Below are 26,039 nucleotides of genomic sequence, written 5' to 3'. Positions count from 1 at the left end.
AATGGAGATAGTGTAACAGTATTGCTCCGCACTCGCTCACCTTGGGATGAATAATTACTAACTTCAGAACTCATCTTTTAGGTAAGGAGTACGGATTTTAGTTTAAATCAGCTTATTCAGCAGAATCATGATTTTTCAATTTATTAAGTTTTTCGGTAGCTGTTTTCTTCAACTCATCAAATTTCGCAGTTGCTTGAGTTTTTAACTCATCAAATTTTGTAGCCGCCTCTTCCTTTAATTCTGCAGCTTTGGCTTTAGCATCATCAAGTTTATGCGCTGCTTCAGTACGTAAATGATCAAACTTGTCTTGCAGGCTATGCTGAGCATCATCAAGTTTGCCTTTCAAATCACTAGCTTTATCTTCAACTGCCTCTTTTGCAGCAGCTTGTTTTTCTTTTACATTTTCCTTTAAATCTTCCAAGGCTTTTTCACCTTGTACTTTTGCATCGGCCGCTTTGGTCTTTAGCTCATCTACTTTATCTGCAACTGCTTCTTTACCCGCAGTTTGTTTCTCTTTTACATTTTCTTTTAAATCGTCCAAAGCTTTTTCACCTTGTACTTTTGCATCAGCCGCTTTTGCCTTTAATTCATCTAATTTATTTTCAGTAGTCATCGTTGTTATCCTCATCGTTAATTAAAAAAATTACCTGAATAAGTTATTAGTTATACATCGTTATGGTTTATTTTCTGACCGTAACTGCAATTTGAAACAAAGACAATACAGGAAGATTCAAATATTTTTTGATTTGTTTATCTGTTCTAAAGAGAAATAACTTCTGGCTTTAAGTCCATTTTTATAGATACCTCTTATATTTAGTCAAAGATTATTAATCTTTGCTTATCTTCCTGCATCAGTTAAAATCTTCCACCTTATAAATACGAATGAGAGAATGAGATCCGTGCGTAAAATTTTAGTCACCAATGCCCTCCCTTATGCCAATGGTCCAATTCATATGGGTCATTTACTCGGTTATATCCAGGCAGACATCTGGGTTCGTGCCATGCGGGCAATGGGTCATGACGTGACTTATGTATGTGCGGATGATGCTCACGGTACAGCAATTATGCTACGTGCCGAAGCAAATGGTATTAGCCCAGAAGAGCAAATCGCGAATGTTCAAAAAGAACACATTCGTGATTTTGATGGTTTTGGCGTACATTTCGATCATTATGATTCAACTCATAGTGATGCAAACAAAGCTCGTTCAACAGATATCTATATTAAAAACCGTGAAGCCGGAAATATTGCAGTTCGACCTGTAACTCAATTATTTGATCCGGAAAAAGGTATGTTCTTGTCTGACCGTTTCATTAAGGGTACTTGCCCAAAATGTAAGTCCGAAGATCAATATGGCGACTCATGTGAAGTGTGTGGTACAACTTATAATGCGACTGAGTTACTCAATCCGCGTTCGACTTTAAGTGGTGCAACACCAGTTGAAAAATCATCAGATCACTATTTCTTCAAGCTCCCAAACTTTGCTGAATATTTGCAAAAATGGACCCGCGATGAAGGTCGCTTACCTCTTTCAATTGCGAACAAGTTAGATGAATGGTTTGAAGCAGGTTTAGCAGACTGGGATATTTCTCGTGATGCTCCTTATTTTGGTTTTGAAATTCCGGATGCACCGAATAAATATTTCTATGTGTGGGTAGATGCCCCAATCGGTTATATGTCTAGTTTTGAAAACTACATCAAAACTAAGCGCCCAGACTTAAACTTTGATGATTTCTGGAAGAAAGATAGTCAAAATGAGGTTTACCACTTTATTGGTAAAGACATTGTTTACTTCCATGCTTTATTCTGGCCTGCGATGCTTGAAGGGGCGAACTATCGCACTCCAACAGGCTTATTCGTAAATGGTTTCTTGACTGTAAATGGACAAAAAATGTCTAAGTCTCGCGGTACTTTCATTAAAGCCGAGACGTACTTACAACATCTAAACCCAGAATATTTACGCTATTACTTTGCTTCTAAACTTTCAGATAAAGTTGAAGACTCTGACTTGAACCTTGATGACTTTGTTCAGAAAGTAAATTCAGATTTAGTCGGTAAAGTGGTTAATATTGCTAGTCGCTGTGCTAAGTTTATTAACAGCAGCTTTAACAATACGCTATCAAGTACATGTGCTGAATCTGACTTAGTACAAAGCTTTATTGATGCTGGTGATTCAATTGCTGCTGCATATGAATCGCGTGAATTCTCTACGGCAATCCGTGAAATTATGGCGCTTGCTGACCGCGCAAACCAATATATTGATGAGAAAAAACCTTGGGCTCTTGCTAAACAAGAAGGTCAAGAACAACAAGTTCTTGATGTATGCTCTGTCGGTATCAACTTATTCCGTCAATTAGCAGTGTACTTAGCTCCAGTACTGCCAACTTTAGCTCAGCAAGTTCAAGATTTCTTAAAACTTGAAAGCTTCGATTTCGAGTCACGTAAACAAATTCTTGTAAGCCATGAGATTGCACAGTTCCAACCTCTTATGCAGCGTGTTGATCCAAAAGCTGTTGCAGCCATGGTCGATGCTTCTAAAGAGTCTTTAGGTACTCCTGCGCCACAAGCAACTAAAGCGGCGAAAAAAGAGAAATCTGCCGAGAAAAAAGCAGCTCCTACTCCAACAGTTGGTGAAGCTGAAATTATCGGTATTGAAGATTTCTTAAAAGTTGACTTACGTGTTGCTCAGGTCGTTGAGGCAGGTACAGTTGAGGGTTCAGATAAATTACTTCAACTTACTTTAGACGTAGGTGAAGCTGAACCACGTAATGTATTTAGTGGTATTCGTAGTCAATATGCGCCAGAAGACCTAAAAGGTAAATTGGTCGTGATGGTGGCTAACCTTGCACCACGTAAAATGCGTTTTGGTGTTTCAAACGGTATGGTACTTGCTGCCGGAAATGGTGAAGGCATTTTCATTATTTCACCAGATAGCGGTGCAAAACCTGGCGATAAAGTTTCTTAATCTAGATTCATAAAAAAAGCTCCCTACATTGGGAGCTTTTTTATTTCTAACCTACTTTTTAAAATAAGCAGGCTTATCTGCACTGAGTACATTTAAAGTGTTATATGTGAGACATTCTATCCATCAATTAATAATTAGATTGCTCATGATTATTGGCTTGTAAATCGGGAATTTTGTAGTCTTTTTCATAAACCGGAGAACCAGCAATACTCATCGCCCGTTCATTTGAAAGTTGCTGTTTACTTGTTGTTCTCATCTCACATCCTGTAGTTAAGATGAAAAAAACAACCGAAATGCTCACCATTAGTTTTTTCATAACGTGATCCTCATTTCTTTTTGTTTTATTAATTAAGTTACCACTTTTTAAATATTTAAGTGCTAAAAAAGATATTTCAATTTGTATATATTTTGCGCAAAAATAAAGCCAGACTATAAAGAGCTGGCTTTATATTTTTTAGATATTTTAATTAAAGATTTATCATTTGAAGAAGATTAACTTTAAGCCCAATACACTAACAATGCTTCCAGCCACTCGGTCAACACCCGTTTTTGCTTTTAAATACATTTTTCGCGGCTTCTCTGAAGATAAAAGCATTGCTACACATGAGTACCAACCTGCATCAATCATAAAACAAATGAGCGGTAATGCGACGTAGTAATAATTTGGAATTTCTTTTGGGAGTAAAGCAGTAAAAACACTCGCTAGTACAACAGCAATTTTCGGATTACTTAACTGAGTAATCAAACCATATCGGTAGGCTTGTTTATAAGTCATTTTCGATTTGGCATCATTTTCCATGGCAATTGGTTCTTTGGCATGTTTAATAATTTTAAAAGCAAGCCAAAGCAAATACAGCCCACCACCAATTTTTAAAATTAGATAAGCTGAAGGCACTGCCAATAAAACTGCCTGTAACCCCATAACCGCTAAAAAGCCAAAAAGAGCTGCACCTGTGCCCGTCCCTAAAGCCGTAAATAAGCCATGTTTACGTGATTTAGATATTGAATTTTGCGCTACATAAATAAAGCTTGGCCCAGGACTTATTGCTCCAAGCATCAATGCCATCGCAATTGAAAAAAGAGGAATAAGGGACTCAAACATTGTATTGACCTAGCATCATGCAATTGCGCGATATTCTAGCAGCTTTTTATGACACATATAAAAATGGAAAAGAGATAAATTATAAAAATTGAATTTTCATGTTTTTACAATTTAGCTATTCACAACGGACAAAAATGTCCGTTAAATATATCATCTTTAAACCTCCCAAATCAGTGACATGAGTAAACGTCAAAAAATTGCAGCCCATAATCGGGATGAATTACTCAATGCAGCCGAGGAATGCTTTCGTATTCATGGTATTAATGTCCCCCTACAAGTCGTGATTGATCATGCAGGTGTAGGTAGAGCGACGTTCTACCGCAACTTTTGTGACCGAAAGGCTTTAATTAGTGCCCTTTTAGAGCGTGCGATTACACAGCTAGAGCAAAAAGCTTCTCATTTTCAACAATTCGAAGATGGTTTATTTCGTTTAATTGAAGGACATATTGCACAACTTCCCAAGCTCGCAATTTTGCAAGATTTTTGGAGAGTGATTGATCGACAAGATCCAATTATGCTAAAAATTTATGAACGGCGAAATAATGCACTTAAGCCACTGATTGAAAATGCAATAGAACAAAAACTGTGCCGAGCTGATCTAACTGCTGATGACTATGCAATGGTCACAGCAATGTTGGGTTCTTCATTTCAAGGACATGAACCTGAAGAACAAACCCGCTTAGCGAAACGAGCAATTGAATTACTATTTCATGGTATTCAAGTACAAAAAATTCGAGGGATAGAATGAGTAAAACGCCTCGTTATTTAGAAACGCCACCTGACTGGACGCCAGAAGAACAACCGACTTTACCTGGTTCACCAGCAGCGATTGCGCATTCTGTACCTAAGCGATTTCTTTATTTTTTTATTGGTCTGTTTGTCGCTATTTCAGCAAGCTTAAGTAATGGTTTCATTACGGCAAATTTACCCTTAATTCAAGGTGAGTATGGCCTGACACCTTCTGAAGCCGCTTGGCTTCCTGCTGCTTATGTAATGGCGAATGTCAGTTCGAATCTGATTTTGTTTAAAGCTAGGCAACAATATGGTCTGAGAGTCTTTTCAGAAATAGGACTTGTTATTTTTATTGCCGTGCTGGTTTTGCACATTTTTGTGCATACCTATGAAATGGCATTGTTCGCTCGGGTTGTAGCAGGTTTAGCTGGTGCACCACTCAGCTCTTTAGGTATGTATTACACCATGCAAGCTTTTAAAAAAGCCGACATGGCAAAGGGTATATATATTGCCTTTGGTTTTCAGCAGTTAGGTGTACCGCTCGCCTGGATTATTTCCCCTTTTCTTGTGAGCACAGATAGTTGGTCTGTTCTTTACACCTTTGAACTCGGCTTAGCGCTTTGTTGTTTAGCAATGGTGGTTTCTTTGAAATTACCACGTAGCTTACGAATCTATGTTTTCGAAAAACAGGATTTCTTCACCTTTGCTTTACTGGCGCCAGGTTTTGCATGTCTATGTATTGTGCTGACACAAGGCCCAATCTTGTGGTGGTTTAACAGTGAATGGCTTGCTTATGTATTAATTGCAGGTTTTAGCTTAGTTGTTTTAGGTTTGCTCTATGAACATTATCGTGCCAATCCATTAATTATGACACGTTGGTTAGGCGCCTCCTCAACCCTACGCTTTATCTTTGGTGCTTTTGCCATTCGTCTTTTAATGTCAGAACAAAGCTATGCAGCCGTTAACTTCCTAAAAACTATGGGAATGGGTCCAGACCAATTTGTTCCACTCTATGTAGTCATATTAGTGGGGATTTTAAGCGGAACTCTATTTAGTGCGCTTACTTTCTCGCGTGAACGAATTATTTTTCACTTACTTTTTGCAGAGTTTTTGATTCTCATTGCCTGTGGACTAGATTATCACCTTACGAGCGATGTACGGCCTTCAAACTTCTTTGCAAGCCAGTTTTTAGTAGGCTTTGCCGGCGGCCTGTTTATCGGTCCTTTACTTCTAATTGGATTTGCGCAAACTTTGGCTAAAGGTCCTTCGTATGTAGTGACTTTTATTGTCTTATTCTCTGCAACCCAAACATTTGGTGGCCTTGTTGGCTCATCTTTTTTCTCGACCTATCAACAACATCGTACACAAAACTATCAAGTCGAGATTATTAAAGATTTGGAACAAGCTGACCCACTAGTTGCTCAAAGGCTTTCTACTTATCAACGTAGTGCAGCCATCACAACAAATGACCCCGCATTACAAACAGCTCAGTCTATGCGCTCACTTAATCAAGTGGTTACTCGTGAAGCTCAGGTCCGTGCTTACAATGATGTGATTGCATTAAACGGTATTTTTGCCGTCGCCTTACTCTTATGGGGCGGATTTAATATTGCACGTAGTAAATACCTACAACGCAGAGGAATTAGCCGCCCTTAACGGCTTATGTTATTGATGAAATAGAAATTGAGATTGATATATGTCAGATGATCAAAATAAACCGGAACAAACCCCTGCTCAAACATCTAATAATGAGCCTGCACCTGCAAGTAAACTGATTCCGACAAAACGCTCAACCCTATTATGGATGTTGGGTGTGCTTATTATCGGTATTTTAGTAATTTTGTGGGCATGGAGAATTGGGCCTTTTGCCACGAGTGTGCAGCAAACTGACAATAGTTATGTCAAAGGTAAAACCACCATTTTATCGTCGCAAATTAATGGCTACGTTAAAGATGTATTAGTGAAAGACTTTGACCATGTTAAAAAGGGTCAAGTATTAATGCATATTGATGCCACCACTTATGACCAAAAAGTAGCACAAGCGGCTTCGGGGGTAGAACAGGCCAAAAATACTTTAGCCAATCAAACTCAGTCAATTGCTCAAAAACAAGCAGATATTGTGGCTGCGCAGGCTAAAGTAGAACAAGTTAGGGCTCAATATGAACTTTCTTTAGCACAGCTTAGACGCTATCAACAGCTAGGGAATAGTGGAGCAGCTTCTAAATCTGAGCAAGATAAAGCCGCTGCTGATGCCGAAAATAATCTTGCAGCCCTTAAACAGGCGGAGGCCAATGTTCTGGTTGCCAAAGAAGCACTTAAAACAGCTCAAGTCGCAGAAGCTGGCTTAGAAGCACAAGTTTCCAGTGCTAAAGCACAGTTAGATCAAGCACAAACCACCAAAGACTATAGTGTTATTGTTGCTCCAATGGATGGACAACTTGGTGAAGTAAACCCTCGTGTTGGGCAATATGTGGCCGCAGGGTCACAGTTACTCTATCTGATTCCACAGCAAACTTGGGTGATTGCCAACTTTAAAGAAACCCAAATTGCCAATATGCGAATTGGACAAAAAGCGTGGTTTACAGTCGATGCAATGAAACATAAAAAATTTACAGGTCATGTTGAACAAATCTCTCCGGCCGCGGGTTCCGAGTTCAGTGTACTAAAACCGGATAATGCAACAGGAAACTTTACCAAAGTCGTTCAACGGATTGCCGTGCGTATTACCATTGATCCAAATCAGGAAGGAATGGAACACTTACGCCCTGGTATGTCAGTGATTACTTCTGTCGACACAAGCTCTTAATCAGCTTTTTAAAAATCTTTTTAAAAAGCTACAATGTGATCAATCATTATTTTTCTCAATTTCTAATGTTTGATCACATTGCCCAACCTATCTCCTATCAGCACATTGAATTATCCTTTCCTGTTCATCTAGACATTAAACGTTTAGATTTAGTTCATCCTCAAATTTCGGGTAATAAGTTTTTCAAATTAAAATACAATTTGCTTGCTGCAAAAGAACAAGGTTTATCAAGTATTTTGACTTTTGGTGGAGCTTACTCAAATCATATTGCTGCAACAGCTTATGCAGCTCATCTTTTTGGTTTAAAAAGTATAGGAATTATTCGTGGTGAAGAGTTAGCTGGTAAACCACTTAATCCCACCTTGGCAAAAGCTCAAAGTTTAGGAATGCAGCTACATTTTGTCTCTCGCCATGAATATCGCTTACGGGATGACGCAAATTACCTTCAACAATTTCCGCAGACCTATATCATTCCCGAAGGTGGTTCCAATGAACTGGCAGTTCAAGGTTGTCAGGAAATTATCAGTCAAAGCGATTTGCAAAACTATGATGTGATTTGCTGTGCAGTAGGAACTGGCGGAACTATTTCGGGGCTCATTGAACGAAGCACCCCTCATCAAAAGGTTCTAGGATTTTCGGCTTTAAAAGGCGACTTTTTACAACAAGAAGTTCAGCAGTGGACCCAAAAACAAAATTGGTCTCTGACAGATGCATACTGCTGTGGCGGATATGCAAAAACCTCACCCGAGCTATTGGCATTTATAGAAAATTTTGAAGAGCAGCATGCCGTACCACTTGAACCGATCTATACGGGAAAGATGATGTTTGGTCTGTTTGATCTTATAAAAAACAATTATTTTCCAGCGAATACACGCATTTTGGCAATTCATTCCGGTGGTTTACAAGCCGATATCAGAAATAGACCTCACGCATAACTCAACCGCTTTTAGAAGGCCTTATCCCTTACCTGTATAAATGTCCTTAGCATGAGTAAGTGCTGGCATGATAGTATATGCCCCTTTTTAATTTTCAAGATTAATCGAGAACTTCTTATGTCTAACAGTCATGTCGATGTCATTGTCTTAGGTGCAGGTGCTTCTGGACTCATGTTGGCTGCACATGCTGCTAAACGGGGACGTTCGGTCTTAATTTTAGAAAAAGCCAATAAAATTGGTAAAAAGATTTTAATGTCAGGCGGTGGGAAATGTAACTTTACCAACCTCTATGTAGAACCTGAAAACTATATTTCTCATAATCCGCACTTTGTTATTTCTGCCCTATCACGCTATAGCAACTGGGACTTTATTGGTCTGGTCTGTGATTATGGAATTGCCTATGAAGAACGTAAACACGGGCAATTATTTACGCTAAACGGCGCTAAAGAAATTTTAGAGATGTTGGTGAGTGAGTGTAATAAAACAAACAATGTCGAAATCCAGACCCATTGTGAGGTTGGACAAGTCGATCCATTAGAACAAGGTGGTTTTTCAGTACACACAAATCAGAGCCGTTTTAGCTGTGAATCATTAGTGGTTGCTACAGGTGGATTATCCATCCCAACTTTAGGTGGCTCTGGTTTTGGCTATGAATTGGCACAAAAATTTGGACATACAGTTTTCCCAACCCGTGCTGGTTTAGTACCATTTACTTTTTCAGATCATATTAAAGAAGTCACTACACGCCTAAGTGGTAATGCTTTAGATGTGACTCTAACTAACTCTAAGAATAGCTTTACTGAAGCATTATTATTTACGCATCGTGGTTTGAGTGGTCCAAGTTCTTTACAGCTTTCAAACTATTGGAATACAGGTGAAAGTTTTAAAATCGACTTTTTCCCGAGCCAAGATTTAGCAACTTATTTAAAAGATAAAAAGAAAGCCCAACCTAAAGTTTTACTGCGTACTCTTCTAAACGAATTTACGGCAAAAAGTATTGTACAAGAATTACAACAACTTATATGGCCAGAGCAGAGCGAGACAGCCATTGGTAATATCAGTGATGCACAGCTAGAGCATATTGCCGAGCAGCTACATGGTTTTACTGTTAAACCATCAGGCACAGAAGGATATCGTACTGCCGAAGTTACCTTAGGTGGAATTGATACAACTGAAGTTTCATCTAAAACACTCGAAAGCAAAAAGCAGAAAGGACTATTCTTTATTGGAGAAGTACTGGATGTCACCGGCCACTTAGGGGGCTATAACTTCCAATGGGCTTGGTCTTCGGCTTATGCAGCAGCACAATATGTTTAAATGATGAATAAGCTAATTTGATGCTTTTGAATCATTGGATGATTTTTCAGAATCATGCTTATGGCTTGTTGTCTGTTTTGATGATTCAGATTTGCTAAATACAAATTTATAAGCACTTGCTAAAAAACCAACGGTAATCCCAGCAATTACAACAGGTGCTAAAAAACGACCAGGTTTTTTCATCGTATTTTCCTCACTTATTTGTTTTTATAGCTGTCAAAGACAGAACGACCACTCAATATAGAGTGGTCGAACTTATCACAAAAATCAAAGATTTTTTGTACTGTTTATCTGAAAATTAGTTACACCTATTAAATTTCATCATTTTCGCCAGTAGAACCAAACGGTTTATTTACTGGTGGTTGTGATGGATTTACTTGTGCAGAATCAGCTGGTTTTGCATCAGATGAAACTGTTGTTGATGGTGCAGTTGTAGTCGTTGACGGAGTTGAAGCCGTAGACGAACTACCTGTTGTATTATTAGTAGTAGGCGGTTGATATAAAGGATTTGGTTGATTCGCCTCTTTCTTAGCTTTATCAAGTAAATCAGATAAAAGTCTTTCTGCTGGTTGACGACCACCCAAACCAAATGCAAGAGCGAAAGCAACTGCAACTGCGCCTAGCGTTAAGCCGAACGCAAGGTTTACGATCGAATCGGCAATACCCATCGCTCTTAAACCAAGTGCAAGGACTAAACCAATAATCAAGACACGAACCAAACTACCTAACCAACGCGAACTATTATATTCACCGCGTTGAACAACATTCGCCACAACATTTGCAAGCCAGAAACCAATCACCAAGATTACAGCGCCCAATAGAATGTTTGCACCGAAATGGATAAACATTGCGATTAGACCACTAATCTGATCGAAACCAAGACGGTCAGCAGCTTCAGAAACTGCAAACAACATGGTAAAGAACACGATTAGCCAACCAACGGCATTAGAAACTTTAGTTTGACCTAAAAAGCGTTGTACATCTAATTTTGCAGGAATTTCATCAACACCAGTTCCTGCAATTAACTCAGCAACCAAGCGACCAACAAAACGTGAAACAATATAAGCAACCAGTAAAATTAAACCAGCAGCAATAATGTTTGGAATAGCTTGTAAAATTTCATTGAGCATTGCTGTTGCTGGCTGAGAAATAGTCTCAATACCTAAAGCTTCAAATGCTACAATCAATGTCGTAATAATGATGATGGCAAAAACAAATGAACCTAAGAATTTGCCTACATTTGAATTTTTGAAAAGACCAATTTTTTCCGCTTGAGATTGCACACCTAAGCTATTAATTAATCCTTCAACAATACCGCGTACAATTTTTGCCAAGATATAACCAACAAAAACGATGACGCCAGCAATAAAGATATTTGGTAAGAATGCTACAGCATCATTTACCATATTTTGAACTGGAATCAGTAAGCCTGTTAATCCTAAGATTGAAAGAACAATCGGAAGGAAAAGTAACAATACAAGCCAATAAAGAATTTCACCAATATTCTGGCTAATTCCCCCTACACCCACTTCGCTGCTTAACTTATCATCAAGTTGAGTTCGGGATAAAACATTGGTCACCCCCGCCCGCACCAGTCGAGCAACGATCCAGCCAATAAAGCCCACCACTACAGCAGCAATGATATTTGGTATATAGACGAGTACCTGATTAACCATGTTGCTAAATGGACCGCTCACTCCACTAATGTTGAGCACATTTAAAGCAGCAACAACGGCGAGAATCAGAATAAACCAGAATACGACTTTGGAGATCAGACCTTCTATATTGGGTGTACGTCCAGTCGCTGAAGATAATTTCGCATTGGTATTTACTTTTTGCAGAAGTTTTTTTACACCTGCCGCCACCAATAAAGCGATGATCCAGCCTACCAGTAAGATGACAATTGCAGCTAAAATAGGATGAAACTGATCCCAGTAATACATCGCATCAAACTGAGCGCCGTGAGGCCCATTAAAAAATTCATTCATATTGTTATGTCCTCAATTGTTATGTTCTTTTCAGTGTTATCACTAAATGAAAAACACCAGTTCGTTGTAAAAAATGACGATAAATGCGGTCTATGTCACCTTATGTTTTGAATATTTTTCAATCAACAACCTTCTGCATAAATACAACAAATTGATGCAAAAGATTGCAAAAAAAGCCTTCAGGTCACATCCTAAAGGCTTTTTATCACGATATACTGGTTAGCTTATTACCCTTCATAGGTCTTCAAATCAGAAGTACCACTAATGACTTGTGGTATGGTCTCATGTTGAAAAGCGGCTTCCTCTTTTGGCGTTTTGCTGTGATCAGCAACCATATAAACCACAAGTGCGAGAAGAAAAAGCCCAACAATAATTAAAATATAAACTGGCAATCTTCTTTTTTTTGCAGTCTCTTCCGGACTCGTCACATGAGGCGGTTTTGAAAAATCATGCATCTTCTTTCCCCTCTTCTATTATCATTAACTTTATATTCATCATAACAATTTGATTTGTTGCATTGTGTGAAAAAGCATTATGAGAAGGTGTCTACGGTTGCAAAACTCTACTTTTAAAAATATTAATTTAGTATAAAATTTAGCCACTTTAATTATAACGTTTTAGAATCTAACTTCTCGATATTCAGAATCTTCGCTAAAGTCCGATTTGTAATACAATATGTTTTAGCCCTTACTTTTTATAAAATAGGCTATAATAAGCCCCCTTGTTTTAAAGCTACTCAATTTTATGATGTATCGTCAGCAAAGCGTAACTCTTGATCTCGACACTGACGTCACACATCAATGTTATTTGCATCAGACAAGAGATGACCATCTCATTGGTATTATTGAATTTAATAAACCAAGTTATGAACTCAAATGGGGTGATCTTGAATATTTCCGTCGCCGCACCGAAGAGTTCTCGGTCATGCCATTTCCTGAATGCATTAATGCGATGATTGTTGATATTCGTAATATCAATGTATTTCTGGACAATGAAGTTCCAATTTTACCGTGGCGTTTACTCGAAGAAGATTGTCCTGTTCGCCTAGTTGTTCCTCAAGACCGCCTTGAACACTATGCGGGATTATTTGAACCAACATGGCTTTCAACAGATGTCGACAGTGCGATTGCAGAGATCCGTGAGTTTATGGATATGTTTGTCCATTAATAAACATATCCATAAAAAATTTTCTTAAAATATTTTACTTCCAGTTTTACCAGTAATTTTCTACCGCAATATTTCCTTCACCGCGACGATTCATTGTGAGACCACGGCGTTTTAGAGCCTCTTTCGTATCATCAACCATTTGCGGGTTTCCACAAAGCATGACATGACTTGATGCTGGGCTGAGTTCCAAACCTGCTGCTTTTTCTAACTCACCATTTTCGATTAATACAGGTAAGCGCTCATGCAACGGCGCAGATGGATCTCGGGTAATTATAGGAATAAATTTAAAACCGCTATGCCCTTCCCCAAACGTTTCAGCAATCTCTTGAATACGGTCAACATAAGCCAGCTCAGCCGCAGTACGAACACTGTAGACCAAGTTAATTTTCTGGTAATTAGACCAAGTTTCAAAATCTTGTAGCATCGACAAAAATGGAGCCAAGCCTGTACCTGTTGCCAGTAACCACAGATCATGCGGTAAAGGCTGTTGATAGCGTGCCAACGTCAGGTAACCATATGGAATTTTTTCCAAATATAGCTCATCATCGACTTTCAAATGCTGTAGATTCGAGGTGAAGGCACCGTCTGGTACTACAATTGAGAAAAACTCTAGCGTTTCATCAAACGGAGAAGACACCACCGAATACGCACGGACAACCAGCTCATCTCCCACCTTTAAACCAATACGCGCAAATTGCCCTGCCGTAAATTTAAAATGCGAAGGACGCGTCATGGTAAAACTGAAAAGAGTTGGGGTCCAACGATGAACAGATAAAACTTTTTCTACGCTAAATTTTTCAATTGACATGATTTCAACGTGGCATGAAATAGTGCGCTCATGTTAGCATGACAGCCGAAATAATGAATACTTTTAAACGTTAAGGCTTTTTAAACATGCGGATGACATTACGCCAGTTGGCTGTTTTTGTAGCAGTCGCCCAAGAAGGAACCGTTACTAAAGCCAGTGATGCGGTCAGACTGACGCAAAGTGCAGCAAGTATGGCTTTAGCCGATTTAGAAGACGGCTTAGGTGCTCCTTTATTTGATCGTTTAGGTAAGCGCTTGCAGCTAAATGATCTTGGACGTTTTCTGCTTCCCCAAGCATTAGAAATTTTAGGCCGCTGTGAAGCCTTTGAACAAGCAGCCAAGGGTGAGTTACAGAGTATTGACCTTCGTATCGGGGCTACTTTAACCATCAGTGATTATCTAATGCCAGATTTAATGGCTAACTTCTTACAACGTCATCCACAAGCGCATTTACAACTTCAAGTTGGTAACACACGCCAAATGATTGAAGCTGTAAATCAGTTTCAGCTTGATTTAGCTTTAATTGAAGGGTCTTGTCACTTACCTCAACTCCAATGTATTCATTGGCGTGACGATGAGCTAGCAGTGTGCTGCTCACCTGACCATCCGTTAACACGTTTAAATCGCCCACTTACCCCTCAAGATTTTCATGACGTAGAATGGATATTACGTGAAGAAGGTTCAGGTACTCGTGAAGTCTTTGATAATGCAATTTTGCAAGATTTACCAGATGCAAACATACGTTTGACGCTTGGACATAATGAAGCGATCTTAAAGATAGTGGCTGGCGGTTTAGGAATGTCGTGTATTTCAAAGTTAGCGATTGAACCTTTAAGTGAAAAAGGTCAACTTGTTATTTTAGATACTCCATTTTGGCAACTTACCCGCCCTCTTTATATGCTAGTGCACCGCCAAAAATATCAAGGTCCGGGCCTTAAAGCATTTTTAAAATTTTGCGATGAAGATCAGGCTTAAAGCCTGATCTTCACATTCATTAGCGTCGGAAATTAGACAATAACTCACTTGTGATCGCTTTATTGTGATCAGCAATTTTAGTTTTCTTACTCTTCGCAGGATTAGGATCGATACGCTCAATCTTAATAGCTTTAAATTTTCCTCGATTATCTGCAGCAAGAAATCTCACTTTTTCATTTCTTTTCGGTTCACCTTCGGATGCAGGGAAATCAGAAATATGAAAGAAAATATCTCCTTCAGTCGTCGAAATAAAACCAAACCCTTTATCGGCGTTATATTGTTTTACCCTTCCAGTATAAAACTCTTGCTTCATGATTTTTCACCCTACTTTCCCAATGCAATTACTGTAGTAAATAAAAAGAGACTTTCATTTCCGTTCTTAAAAGTTATACGGCTTAATGAAGTCTCTTTTTATCTTTATTTCAAAAATTAGTCTTTTTGAACACTACCAAAAATCTTGTCACCAGCATCGCCTAAACCTGGAACAATATAACCATGTTCATTTAAGCCATTATCAATAGATGCAGTATAAAGCTGAATATCAGGATGTGCTGCCTCTACTTTCGCAATTCCTTCAGGTGCTGCAACTAGCACCATAACACGGATATCTTTGCATCCACTTGCCTTTAATACATCAATAGCAGCAACTAAAGAATTACCTGTTGCCAACATTGGATCAATGATCATGGCAATACGGTTAGCGACATCAGGAACTAACTTTTTATAGTAAGTACGTACTTCTAGAGTTGCTTCATCACGCTCAAGCCCTAACACACTTACTTTTGCACTTGGAATTAGGTTAAGCACACCATCAAGCATACCGATACCTGCACGCAAAATCGGTACAATCGTTATTTTTTTACCCGCGATACGCTGAGTAGTAACATTGCCAGCCCAACCTTCAATCTCACAATCCACAACTGGTAAGTCTTTCGTCGCTTCATATGTCAATAACATAGTCACTTCCTGAGCAAGCTCACGGAAATTCTTGGTACTGATGTCAGCACGACGTAATAAACCTAATTTATGACGAATAAGTGGGTGACGAATTTCTTGAATGGCCACAGATGTTACCTAAAAATATAAAAACGTATTTATTATAATCTTTTTTTAACTATCAATAAAAAAAAGCCTCCATATTTGGAGGCTTTTTTGTACACAAGAATTATTGTTGCTGAGAAAGCATGAAATGTAATGGAGATAAAATTTCTGCTTTTAATGCCAAATTAATCATTGGATCTGGATAAACACCCAAAATAATAACTAATGCAGCAGCAGCCAATACCATTAAACCACCCACTTTTTGTCCCCAATGTGCATCAGCATCAATACGAGGAGTTTCAGGTGGAGTCATATACATAACAACCATCACACGTAAGTAGTAATACAAACCAATACCACTACCCACAATAATCATTGCAGCTAAGAACCAGTGTTGAGTTGTTACAGCAGCCATAACAACCAAGAACTTACCAATGAAGCCTGCTGTTAATGGAATACCAGCCAAAGATAACATCATGACTGTTAATGTTGCTGTAAGTACTGGACGGCGCCAGAACAAACCACGGTAGTCTGCAAGGCTTTGCGCTTCATCTACGTTGTTATATGGGCTAGACATTAACGCTACTGCACCAAAAGCACCAATAGTCGTTAATACATAAGTCACCACATACACAGTTACGCTGCCCAAGCTTGCATATGTCATGCTGATTAAAGCAATTAACAAATAACCAAAGTGAGCAATAGATGAATAACCCAAAATACGCTTTAAGTTGACCTGACGAACAGCAAGCAAGTTACCGACTAAAATTGACAATACGGCAATGATTGTCAAAACGGTCACTAGCGAATTCACCATAATTGCGCCAGAAGCAAGCAAATAACGTACGAACAAACCAATTGTTGCAACTTTAGCTGCAGTCGCCAAGAACGTTGCCATTGGAGCCGGCGCACCTGCATATACATCCGGTGTCCATTTATGGAACGGCGCAAGCGACAATTTGAATGCAACAGCAAAAATAATGAGTGCTAAACCTAATAACACCATTGGCTGTTTGATTGCGCCAAATAAAGCTTGTACAGAATCATAGAATGAAAGTGAACCAGTATAAGCGTAGATATACGCCATACCCATCAACAACATTGCAGAAGCTGTTGCAGAAAGCACAAGATACTTAATCCCTGCTTCAAGCGACTGACTACGTTGATATGTATAAGCAAGTAAGCCGTATACAGGAATCGACATTAACTCAAGGCTAATGAAGAATGATGCATAGTGTGAACTTGCAACCATCAACATTGCACCTGCTACAGAAGCAAGTAACAGAAGATAGAGTTCTTCGCGGTTGTCTTTATAAGTCTCAATATATGCATGAGACAAAGTACAGCAAGCCAATGATGCAACTAAAATCATGAATTGATAGAACATAGTAAATGGATCAACCATAAACATGCCCATCACATTTGCCGGCACAAATTTACCGCCAAATAATTCTAACAAGATATAAAGTGCAGCAAGGTTTAAACCGACAACAGAGGTTGTTGCGATTAAATTATGGTTACGCTTAATTGAAATTAACAGCATGACGACGACTGCTGTCAAAGCAACAATCATCACCGGTGCTAAAGGCATAAGCGTAGAAAATGATACTGTGAAGTTCATGATTATTGGATCTCCACATGGTCAAGTTGAGTAGCTGTTTGCTGAACAGTTTCAACGACTTCTTGTACTGGTACATAACTATTGACCAACCACTGCATGCTTGAATGAGATACATCCAAGAATGTTTGTGGATAGATACCAAGCCAAACGAGACCAATCGCACAAATCATCAAAATACTAACTTCACGAGCAGATAAGTCTTTTAATGGACTAGTGTAGTGTTGCTTTTGTTCAGAGTTTGGTTCACCAAACAAAGCACGGTGAATCAAGATCAAACCATACAAACCTGCAAATACAAGGCTGATAGAAGCAATGATCGTGAATACAGGATATTTATTAAATGAACCCATCAAAATCAGGAATTCACCAATAAAGTTACCTAAACCTGGCACACCAACAAGAGCTGCGACGAAGAACATTAAGAAGAACGGTAAATACTGGAGCTGACCACGAAGACCACCCATCAAACGTAAATCACGTGTATGTAAGCGCTCGTAGATTTGACCAGACATAATGAACAATGCAGCTGATGACAAACCATGTGCCAACATCATGATCATTAAACCTTGGAAGGTCAAAATATTACCTGCATAAATAGCAAGTAAAACGAAGCCCATATGTGAAATCGACGTATACGCAAGTAAACGTTTCATGTCAGTTTGCTGGTAAGCACACCACGCGCCGTAGAAAATACCAATCAAACCGAAAATAATTGCAATATCTGCAAACTGTGCAGAAGCTGCCGGGAAGAATGGAATTACAAAACGAAGCAAACCGTACGCTGCTGTTTTAATCAAGATACCAGCCAAGTCTACAGAACCCGCTGTAGGTGCTTGAGCATGGGCATCCGGTAACCAGCCATGCAATGGGAAAACTGGTAACTTCACTGCAAAACCAATAAAGAAGCAGATCATGAAACCATACGCGAAGCCAGCAGGTAAACGATTCGCTACAGCTAATAAATAGTTGTAATCAAAACCGATCATACCAGTCATCATGTAACCATAAACCACAAGGCCAAGGATACCGATTAACATTACTAAACCAGCGATTTGCGTATATAAGAAGAACTTGGTTGCAGCGTAAACACGTGAACGACCGTTTGAACCCTTATGACCCCATAACGCAATCAAGAAGTAGATTGGTACAAGCATCATCTCCCAGAAGAAGAAGAATAGGAACAAATCAATTGCCAAGAACACGCCGATAACGCCCCCTAAACTCCATAACAAGTTTAAGTGGAAGAAACCAACATTCTTTTGGATCTCACCCCATGAACAACCAACAGCAAGTACACCAAGTAAAGCTGTTAATAACACCATGAGTAAAGACAAGCCATCCACTGCTAGGTGAATGCCAATACCGAGAGATTGAATCCACGGTAAATAAAACTCAGCTGTCCAAGTTGGGACTTTTGAGCCTAACTCGTAGCTATAAGTACCACTTTGCCAAAGCGCAAGACCTAAGCCCAACGTGATGAGCATACCAATTAAGGCGATCCAGCGTGGCAAAGTTTTGTCGAGTTTATCGACTAACCAACAAGTAAAACCTGCAATGAACGGAACAAGGATCAGCGCGGGTAAAATTAAATTGTTTTCCATTTTATTTCCCCACTACCTGAATAACGATCAAGATCATCAATAACACCACTACACCGAGTGACATGCTTGATGCGTATTCACGCAATGAACCTGTTTGACGTGAGCTTGTGAAACTGTTTCCGCCTTTAACAAGCGCAGGAAGAACAAGCCATAAGCTGTCAATCGGATCACGACCAAATAGTTTGGCGAAGAATAAATAAGGTTTAACAAAAACGATGTCATACAACGCATCGAAACCAAATGCAGTACGACAAATATGAGCTAAGCCAGCACCAAGACTTGTTTTTGCAAACGATTTTACTGCACCGTAAGCAAATGCAAATAGACCAATACCAACAGCTAAACCAACAAGCGCGATACCTACTGCTAAATGCTCTGCCCCATGCATGCCTTCAACAAATTGTTCAGCAACATGGAATTCAGGAATTTTTGCCGTATTCAAAATATTTGCTACCGGAGCTTTTAATGCAGCACCCACAAAAGTAGACAATACAGCTAAAATACCTAATGGAGCCCAGTAAGTAGCACCTTTAATCTCATGGTAATGTGTATTTTCTTTACCGAAGAATACAACCCAGATTAAACGGAAGGTATAGATTGAAGTCAGGAATGCACCTGCTACACCAGCCCAATATAAGCTGTTATATAAAGCAATCGATTGACCTTGTACCCAAACCTCACCGAGAATCGCGTCTTTAGAGAAGAAGCCGATAGTTAAGAATGGGATAGCCGCTAATGCACCGCCACCAATCGCAAAACATGCAAATAGGAATTTGTTTTTGTAGAACAAACCACCCATTTTGAAAATATTTTGTTCGTGATGGTAAGCAAGAATAACTGCACCAGAAGACAAGAATAATAATGCTTTGAAGAATGCGTGAGCCAACATGTGGAACAAGCCAGCTTGATACGCTTCTGCACCTACAGCCATAAACATATAACCAAGCTGACTCATAGTTGAGTAAGCTAAAATACGTTTGATGTCTGTTTGTACGAGAGCAGCAAAGCCTGCAACTAATAAAGTTACAGCACCTGTTACCGAAATGAATTGCATCACTTCAGGCGCAAGTTCAAATACGCTGAATAGACGACAGCATAAGTACACACCAGCTGTTACCATTGTTGCTGCGTGGATTAATGCAGAAACAGGTGTAGGACCTGCCATCGCATCTGCTAACCATGTTTGCAATGGAATTTGTGCAGATTTACCAGCAGCACCCAAGAACAACATTAATGCAGTCCAGATGGTAAGTGACGAACTCTTCGTCATTACTTCTGCTGCGTGTTCAACGATGTACTGAGTATTAAGCGTACCAAATTGTTGGTAAAGCAAGAATAAAGCGATAAGTAAGAATACGTCACCTACACGGGTAACTGTAAATGCTTTGATCGCTGCCCAACCATTTGCTGGATTTGCATAATAGAAACCAATCAGCAAGTAAGAGCATAGACCTACGCCTTCCCAACCTAAGAATAACAACGCTAAGTTGTCACCCAACACAAGCAAAAGCATGCTTGCAACGAACAGGTTGAAGTAAGAGAAGAAGCGCGCATACCCTTCTTCACCACGCATGTACCATGATGCAAAGATGTGGATTAGGAAACCAACACCCGTGATCATGCCCATCATGAGTAAAGATAAGCCATCTAAATGTAAGCTAATGCCAGGCGCGAAACCACCAACATTGAACCATGTCCAAAGATTTTGAACAAAAACTTGCTGGCCGCTACTGGTAAATGCCATACCAGCAATCAATGCAAATAATGCAGATAAACCTACAGAACCTACACCAATAATTGCTGCAACATTTTCAGAGAGCTTATCACGCCCAGCCGCCAATAAAATAAAACCGATTAGCGGAAATAATACTGTTAGATATAAATAACTCATCCGCGCATCTCACTAGCAGCATCCACATCCAAATGATGGAAGCGATGATAGAACTGAAGGACAATCGCAAGACCGATACACGCCTCTGCAGCAGCAAGGGTTAAAATCAGAATGAACATGACTTGTCCATCTGGTTGTGCCCATACACTACCCGCAAGAACGAATGCTAACGCTGCAGCATTCATCATGATCTCAAGGCTCATTAACATAAATAAAAGGTTGCGTCGCACCATTACACCGTAAAAACCGAGTGCAAAAAGAATGGTTGCAACAATCAAACCATGTTCTAAAGGGATCTGGCCCATTATTCTTTTTCCTCTTCTGCACCTGGTTCACGTTTACCTAAGTGGTATGCTGCAACAAGGGCTGCTAGCAATAACATCGCGGCAACTTCAACCAACAATAAATAGTGTGTAAAGAGCGCTTGACCAACAACTTTTGGTCCAATTACTTGTGCTCCAAGTGGTGCAGAGATGGTTGTATATTCACCACCGAGCATCCAAACTAAAAGTAAGCCAAGTAAAAAGCTCATGAGTGCTGGATATGCCCAAGCATCTGAAGAAAGCCATTTACGCTCTTGTTCAACTGTGTGTTGCCCTAAGTTAAGCATCATCACAACGAATACGAACAAGACCATAATCGCACCAGCATAAACAATGATTTCGAGGGCGCCGGCAAACGGCGCACCTACGATCATGAAAATACCAGCAACAGCAAGCAATGAAACAATCAGACTAAGCAATGCATGTACAGGGTTCGTGTTAGTCACTACACGAACCGTAGAAACGATGGCCACGAGCGCCATCAAATAAAACGGCCACATCATGGTAATAGACTCCGTACATCGATTGGTGCACTTTCTTTTTGTGCTTGACCTTTCTCTTTACCGTTAATTGCCATACCAGTTACACGGTAGAAGTTATAGTCTGGGTATTTACCTGGACCTGAAATGAGCAAGTTTTCTTTCTCATATACGAGGTCTTGACGTACGTATTCGCCCAACTCGAAATCTGGAGTTAGCTGAATCGCTGTAGTTGGACATGCTTCTTCACACATACCGCAGAAGATACAACGAGAGAAGTTGATACGGAAAAATTCCGGATACCAACGTCCGTCTTCTTTTTCAGCTTTTTGCAGTGAAATACAGCCAACCGGACATGCAACCGCACAAAGGTTACATGCCACACAACGCTCTTCCCCATCCGGGTCACGTGTCAAGATAATACGACCACGATAGCGAGGTGGTACAATTTCCTCTGCTGGTACTTCTGGATAAAGAATTGTGTCACGTTTACGGAAACCATGGGTAAATACCATGAATAACGTCCGAACGATTGACCCAACTCCAGCTAGAATTTTATACATTTTGTACTCCCTGCTGTCTTAGGCCTGATTCATCAGAATCACAGCACCAGTTACCAATAGGTTAACCAACGCCAGCGGCAAACAAATTTTCCAACCGAAGTTCATGACTTGGTCGTAACGTGGACGCATTAAAGAACCACGTGCCAATACAAACATCATTACGAAGAATGCTGTTTTAATCACAAACCAGAACACTGGTGGAACAAATGGAATTTCTAAATTGAATGGAGCTAACCAGCCACCAAAGAATAAGGTCACGATCAATGCAGAGATAAGTACAACGTTTACATATTCAGCAACGAAGAACATACCCCATTTCATACCGCCATATTCAACATGGTAACCTTCGGCCAATTCTTGTTCTGCTTCAGGTTGGTCAAATGGGTGACGGTGAGTTACCGCAACACCTGCAACAACGAAAATCAAGAAACCTAAGAACTGTGGAATGATGAACCAAACATCACGTTGAGCTTCAACAATTTCACGAAGGTTAAATGAACCAGCGATTGCAACCACACCCATTAGCGAGATACCCAAGAACACTTCATAAGAAATTGTTTGAGCAGCTGAACGCAAACCACCGAGTAATGAATATTTGTTATTTGATGACCAACCACCGAATAACACTGCATAAACCGCAATACCAGCCATTGCCATAAAGAACAACAAACCGATGCTCATGTCCGCAACACCCAATGCAGGGCTTACAGGAATAACCATGAACGAAAGCACCGCAGTTGCCATCGCAACTGCCGGAGCTAAACGGAAAGTTAATTTATCAGCAAATTTTGGTGTCCAGTCTTCTTTGAACATGATCTTAAGCATGTCGGCAACGATCTGGAACATACCACCAGGACCAACACGGTTTGGACCATAACGGTCTTGCCACCAAGCAAGCAAACGACGCTCAATGAAAGACATCAACGCTGCAACAAGAACAACAACAAGCAAAATCACAACTGCTTGAACAACAGCGTAAGCAATTGGCCAGTTCTCAGCCCAAAGTGGCGTTTGACGTATAATTTCTTGATTCATGAATTACACTCCTAATGCCACTGAAACAGGTTCAGCTAAAGATACTGTCGGAGCTAAACCAACTGGGTAACCAATATAACCTGTAGGTAAATATTCGATTACTTGTACAGGTAAGCTCACAGTTGTTTCGCCTGCTTTTACTGTAATACGTTGGCCTTCTTGTAGATTCAAACGTGTTGCGTCTTGTTCGCCCACAGCAAACACAGCTTCAGGAATACGAGTTTCCATTGCAGGTGTTTTAATTGTGAATTCACCAGAACCAAAGATATGGTGCATTGGTACAAGACGGAAGCTTTCAGGATTTGCAACTACAGCTGTTGGAGCAACATAGCTACGTGCTGGACGTTTTGCTAAACGGTCGAATAAACGAACGCCTGAATCACCACCTTTTAAGTGACCACCCACTTCATCTTGGTATTTGTTCCAAGATTGTGGAGAGTTCCAACCTGGTGCCCACGCAAATGGTACAAGCGAAGAAGCTTTTTGCGGACCTACATAACCTTCCATAGAGAATGTTAATGCTGAGTCTGGATCTGTCGGTTGTTTAGGTTCATGAACCGATAAAGGCGCACGCATTGCTGTACGACCAGAATAACGACGTGGTTCACGAGCAATTTTCAAACCATGTACACGGTAGCCAGCGTCTGGCGCAACATCTTGAATTGCTTCAAGTACCGGAACGTTCTTCACGATTGTTTCGATTACGTCGTCAAGTACTGTCCAATCAATTGGCTTGCCTTTAAGGCCAGTTTCAATGGCATGCAACCAACGCCAAGATTCTTTAATCGCGTATTCAGGTTTGTAGTAGCTTGGATCGTAAACTTGGTAGAAGCGTTGTGCACGACCTTCTTGGCTTACGACAGTACCATCACCTTCAGCAAAGCTTGCTGCTGAAAGTACAATATCAGCCTGTTTCACAGTTTCAGTTTCACTGTGGTCAAGCACGATTACTGTTTCAGCTTTATCAAGTGCTGCTTTAACTTGAGCGGCCGGTAAACGACGGAATAAGTCATTTTCAACAATAACAAGTGTGTCGTAGTCTTGAGCAAATGCTTGTTCAAGGCTTAAGCCACCAAATAATGCCAAGCCCATAGAGTTCACTTCAGGAACAACAAGGCTTAAACCAGCTTTTGAGCCAAGGTTTTGCGTTAACTCTGCTGCCGCTTCCATAATTGAAGCATCTTGCAAGCTCGTACCCGCAATAATTAACGGTTTGTTTGCTGCTTTTAAAGTGTCGGCAATAGTTTGAGCAAATGCTTTTGCATCCTCATCTAAACCATTAACTGTTTCGCCTTTAACTGCCGCAGCAACTGCAAAACCTAAACGCGCAATATCATTTGGTGATGCAACAACTTCACCAGTCGCAACATCCGCAAGACGAGTTTGAGTTGCAGCCAAGATATAGATCGGAGATTTCGCTTCCTGACCAATACGTTGTACAGGTTCAGCCAACCAGTCCGGTGTACGTGTTTTTGCAGCCATTTCGCGAGCTTTATTTTTTGCAGCTTGACGAACTGACAATGCCATACGTGGAGCAGTTTGAGTTAAATCTTCACCCAAAATTAGTACTGCATCGTAGCTTTCAATTTCACGCATGTTCGGGTTGTAAATACCCTCTGTTTGCATGATTGAAGCAGCAAGTTCAACGAGGCTTTGCTCTTTTTGTGCAACACCTGTTGAGTAGTTTGCTTGGCCCACTAGTTCACGCAATGCGTAATTTGATTCTAAGCTTGCACGTGGCGAACCGATACCTAGAACTTTTTTACCTTCAAGTTTCGCAATTGTTTGGTCCAACGCTTGGTCAACAGAAACAGTAGCTACTGTTTCGCCATTACGGAACTGAGGTTGACGTGGACGATCTGCACGGTTTACATAACCTGTGCCAAAACGGCCTTTGTCACAAAGGAAGTATTGGTTAACCGAACCATTGAAACGGTTTTCTACACGACGGATTTCGCCATAACGCTCACCCGGAGAGATGTTACAACCTGAAGAACAGCCATGACACACGCTTGGTGCATATTGCATATCCCATTTACGGTTATAGCGCTCTGAATGAGTCTTATCGGTAAATACGCCAGTTGGACATACTTCAGTCAAGTTACCAGAGAATTCAGACTCTAAAGTACCTGATTCTGGACGACCAAAGTAAACACGTGATGCATTGGCATATACACCAAAGTCTGTACCGCCTGCATAATCCTTGTAGTAACGAACACAACGGTAACAAGCAATACAACGGTTCATTTCATGTGCAATGAATGAGCCTAGTTCTTGGTTGTAATGTGTACGCTTAGTAAAACGATAGCGACGACGGTCGTGACCTGTCATTACAGTCATATCTTGTAAATGACAGTGACCACCCTCTTCACACACTGGACAGTCGTGTGGGTGGTTGGTCATTAAGAACTCAACAATAGATTCACGGAAATCTACTGCTTCTTTGTCTTCAATCGAAATATAGGTATTGTCAGATGCTGGTGTCATACATGACATCACAAGACGTCCGCGCGTATCTTCAGGATTTGCATACTGAGTTACGGCACATTGACGACATGAACCAACAGAACCTAAGGATGGGTGCCAACAAAAATACGGAATATCAATGCCAAGGGATAAACATGCTTGTAGCAAGTTTTCTGATCCATTGACTTCGTACGATTTTCCATCGACATGAATTGTAGCCATAGTCG

Annotated in this window: 25 protein-coding genes; 8 read left to right on the top strand and 17 right to left on the bottom strand. The window is 40.2% G+C overall.

The genetic code is table 11. The features are described 5' to 3' along the window. Nucleotides 1-112 precede the first annotated feature (112 nt). On the bottom strand, nt 113-613 hold the full coding sequence (locus tag MKL62_RS01010) for a hypothetical protein (protein WP_000206127.1): 501 nt from the start codon (nt 611-613) through the stop codon (nt 113-115). 286 nt (nt 614-899) lie between these two features. Here MKL62_RS01010 and metG point away from each other — a divergent pair, with 286 nt between their 5' ends. Beyond that, nucleotides 900-2,963, top strand: a complete 2,064-nt coding sequence (gene metG, locus MKL62_RS01005; protein ID WP_005129522.1) for a methionine--tRNA ligase — start codon at nt 900-902, stop codon at nt 2,961-2,963. Nucleotides 2,964-3,090: 127 nt separating this feature from the next. On the opposite strand, the gene MKL62_RS01000 is transcribed toward metG, so the two are convergent. Next, nucleotides 3,091-3,279 (bottom strand): NF038215 family lipoprotein, encoded by a 189-nt coding sequence (locus tag MKL62_RS01000; RefSeq protein WP_005129523.1) that lies wholly within the window; start codon nt 3,277-3,279, stop codon nt 3,091-3,093. Between the two features lie 162 nt (nt 3,280-3,441). Beyond that, on the bottom strand, nt 3,442-4,065 hold the full coding sequence (locus tag MKL62_RS00995) for a LysE family translocator (RefSeq protein ID WP_000463103.1): 624 nt from the start codon (nt 4,063-4,065) through the stop codon (nt 3,442-3,444). Nucleotides 4,066-4,243: 178 nt separating this feature from the next. Between MKL62_RS00995 and MKL62_RS00990 the strand changes: the two genes are divergently transcribed. From MKL62_RS00990 to MKL62_RS00970, 5 genes are all read left to right on the top strand, one after another. Next, nucleotides 4,244-4,813, top strand: a complete 570-nt coding sequence (locus tag MKL62_RS00990) for a TetR/AcrR family transcriptional regulator (protein ID WP_005129524.1) — start codon at nt 4,244-4,246, stop codon at nt 4,811-4,813. Beyond that, nucleotides 4,810-6,453 carry an MFS transporter gene (locus MKL62_RS00985; protein WP_000047790.1) on the top strand — a complete coding sequence of 548 codons (1,644 nt, stop codon included), beginning with the start codon at nt 4,810-4,812 and terminating at the stop codon, nt 6,451-6,453. Before MKL62_RS00990 ends, MKL62_RS00985 begins: the two co-directional genes overlap by 4 nt. 40 nt (nt 6,454-6,493) lie before the next feature. Continuing rightward, nucleotides 6,494-7,603, top strand: a complete 1,110-nt coding sequence (locus tag MKL62_RS00980) for an HlyD family secretion protein (RefSeq protein ID WP_005129525.1) — start codon at nt 6,494-6,496, stop codon at nt 7,601-7,603. A gap of 65 nt (nt 7,604-7,668) precedes the next feature. Next, nucleotides 7,669-8,538, top strand: a complete 870-nt coding sequence (locus MKL62_RS00975; RefSeq protein WP_005129528.1) for a 1-aminocyclopropane-1-carboxylate deaminase/D-cysteine desulfhydrase — start codon at nt 7,669-7,671, stop codon at nt 8,536-8,538. A 117-nt stretch (nt 8,539-8,655) separates the two neighbouring features. Further along, on the top strand, nt 8,656-9,855 hold the full coding sequence (locus tag MKL62_RS00970) for a BaiN/RdsA family NAD(P)/FAD-dependent oxidoreductase (protein WP_005129529.1): 1,200 nt from the start codon (nt 8,656-8,658) through the stop codon (nt 9,853-9,855). 12 nt (nt 9,856-9,867) lie between these two features. Here MKL62_RS00970 and MKL62_RS00965 read toward each other — a convergent pair whose 3' ends face one another. The 3 genes from MKL62_RS00965 to MKL62_RS00955 all read right to left on the bottom strand — a co-directional run bounded on the left by MKL62_RS00965 (nt 9,868) and on the right by MKL62_RS00955 (nt 12,298). Then, nucleotides 9,868-10,038, bottom strand: coding sequence for a hypothetical protein (locus MKL62_RS00965; RefSeq protein ID WP_000742883.1), 171 nt, complete (start codon nt 10,036-10,038; stop codon nt 9,868-9,870). A 128-nt stretch (nt 10,039-10,166) separates the two neighbouring features. Then, complete coding sequence (locus tag MKL62_RS00960; RefSeq protein ID WP_005129531.1) at nt 10,167-11,843, bottom strand: mechanosensitive ion channel; 1,677 nt, start codon at nt 11,841-11,843, stop codon at nt 10,167-10,169. Between the two features lie 227 nt (nt 11,844-12,070). Further along, nucleotides 12,071-12,298 carry a hypothetical protein gene (locus tag MKL62_RS00955; protein ID WP_000543705.1) on the bottom strand — a complete coding sequence of 76 codons (228 nt, stop codon included), beginning with the start codon at nt 12,296-12,298 and terminating at the stop codon, nt 12,071-12,073. A 292-nt stretch (nt 12,299-12,590) separates the two neighbouring features. Between MKL62_RS00955 and MKL62_RS00950 the strand changes: the two genes are divergently transcribed. Then, a complete protein-coding gene (locus MKL62_RS00950; protein WP_002000170.1) occupies nt 12,591-13,010 on the top strand; it encodes a hypothetical protein in 420 nt (139 codons plus the stop codon). A 46-nt stretch (nt 13,011-13,056) separates the two neighbouring features. Here the strand turns inward: MKL62_RS00950 and MKL62_RS00945 are convergent, their stop codons facing one another. Then, entirely contained in the window at nt 13,057-13,818 is a 762-nt protein-coding gene (locus MKL62_RS00945) for a ferredoxin--NADP reductase (RefSeq protein WP_000021166.1), read from the bottom strand. Between the two features lie 86 nt (nt 13,819-13,904). Between MKL62_RS00945 and gigC the strand changes: the two genes are divergently transcribed. After that, nucleotides 13,905-14,792: a LysR family transcriptional regulator GigC gene (gene gigC / locus MKL62_RS00940; protein ID WP_001242992.1), complete on the top strand. Its 888-nt coding sequence runs from the start codon at nt 13,905-13,907 to the stop codon at nt 14,790-14,792. A 19-nt stretch (nt 14,793-14,811) separates the two neighbouring features. Here the strand turns inward: gigC and MKL62_RS00935 are convergent, their stop codons facing one another. The 10 genes from MKL62_RS00935 to nuoG all read right to left on the bottom strand — a co-directional run bounded on the left by MKL62_RS00935 (nt 14,812) and on the right by nuoG (nt 26,034). After that, nucleotides 14,812-15,105, bottom strand: a complete 294-nt coding sequence (locus MKL62_RS00935) for a cold shock domain-containing protein (RefSeq protein ID WP_005129533.1) — start codon at nt 15,103-15,105, stop codon at nt 14,812-14,814. A gap of 116 nt (nt 15,106-15,221) precedes the next feature. Then, entirely contained in the window at nt 15,222-15,857 is a 636-nt protein-coding gene (gene upp, locus MKL62_RS00930; RefSeq protein ID WP_001007343.1) for a uracil phosphoribosyltransferase, read from the bottom strand. Nucleotides 15,858-15,957: 100 nt separating this feature from the next. Next, nucleotides 15,958-17,454: an NADH-quinone oxidoreductase subunit NuoN gene (gene nuoN / locus MKL62_RS00925; RefSeq protein WP_001011955.1), complete on the bottom strand. Its 1,497-nt coding sequence runs from the start codon at nt 17,452-17,454 to the stop codon at nt 15,958-15,960. 2 nt (nt 17,455-17,456) lie between these two features. Then, nucleotides 17,457-19,055, bottom strand: a complete 1,599-nt coding sequence (nuoM, locus tag MKL62_RS00920) for an NADH-quinone oxidoreductase subunit M (protein WP_000429844.1) — start codon at nt 19,053-19,055, stop codon at nt 17,457-17,459. Between the two features lies 1 nt (nt 19,056). Next, nucleotides 19,057-20,946, bottom strand: a complete 1,890-nt coding sequence (nuoL, locus tag MKL62_RS00915) for an NADH-quinone oxidoreductase subunit L (protein WP_000121137.1) — start codon at nt 20,944-20,946, stop codon at nt 19,057-19,059. After that, complete coding sequence (gene nuoK / locus MKL62_RS00910; protein ID WP_000529822.1) at nt 20,943-21,251, bottom strand: NADH-quinone oxidoreductase subunit NuoK; 309 nt, start codon at nt 21,249-21,251, stop codon at nt 20,943-20,945. The genes nuoL and nuoK overlap by 4 nt, the downstream gene beginning before the upstream one ends. Further along, nucleotides 21,251-21,769 (bottom strand): NADH-quinone oxidoreductase subunit J, encoded by a 519-nt coding sequence (nuoJ, locus tag MKL62_RS00905; protein ID WP_014205902.1) that lies wholly within the window; start codon nt 21,767-21,769, stop codon nt 21,251-21,253. Before nuoJ ends, nuoK begins: the two co-directional genes overlap by 1 nt. After that, complete coding sequence (gene nuoI / locus MKL62_RS00900) at nt 21,769-22,311, bottom strand: NADH-quinone oxidoreductase subunit NuoI (protein WP_000276693.1); 543 nt, start codon at nt 22,309-22,311, stop codon at nt 21,769-21,771. The genes nuoJ and nuoI overlap by 1 nt, the downstream gene beginning before the upstream one ends. Before the next feature lie 18 nt (nt 22,312-22,329). After that, a complete protein-coding gene (nuoH, locus tag MKL62_RS00895) occupies nt 22,330-23,346 on the bottom strand; it encodes an NADH-quinone oxidoreductase subunit NuoH (RefSeq protein WP_001070989.1) in 1,017 nt (338 codons plus the stop codon). 3 nt (nt 23,347-23,349) lie between these two features. Beyond that, entirely contained in the window at nt 23,350-26,034 is a 2,685-nt protein-coding gene (gene nuoG / locus MKL62_RS00890) for an NADH-quinone oxidoreductase subunit NuoG (protein WP_000190957.1), read from the bottom strand. Between the last annotated feature and the right edge of the window lie 5 nt (nt 26,035-26,039).

It is taken from the genome of Acinetobacter sp. AOR01_HL, from assembly GCF_027855455.1.
In the GTDB taxonomy this organism is placed as follows: domain Bacteria; phylum Pseudomonadota; class Gammaproteobacteria; order Pseudomonadales; family Moraxellaceae; genus Acinetobacter; species Acinetobacter baumannii.
The sequence above is the reverse complement of the archived record's forward strand: the minus strand, read 5'-3'. Positions and strand labels throughout refer to the sequence as shown.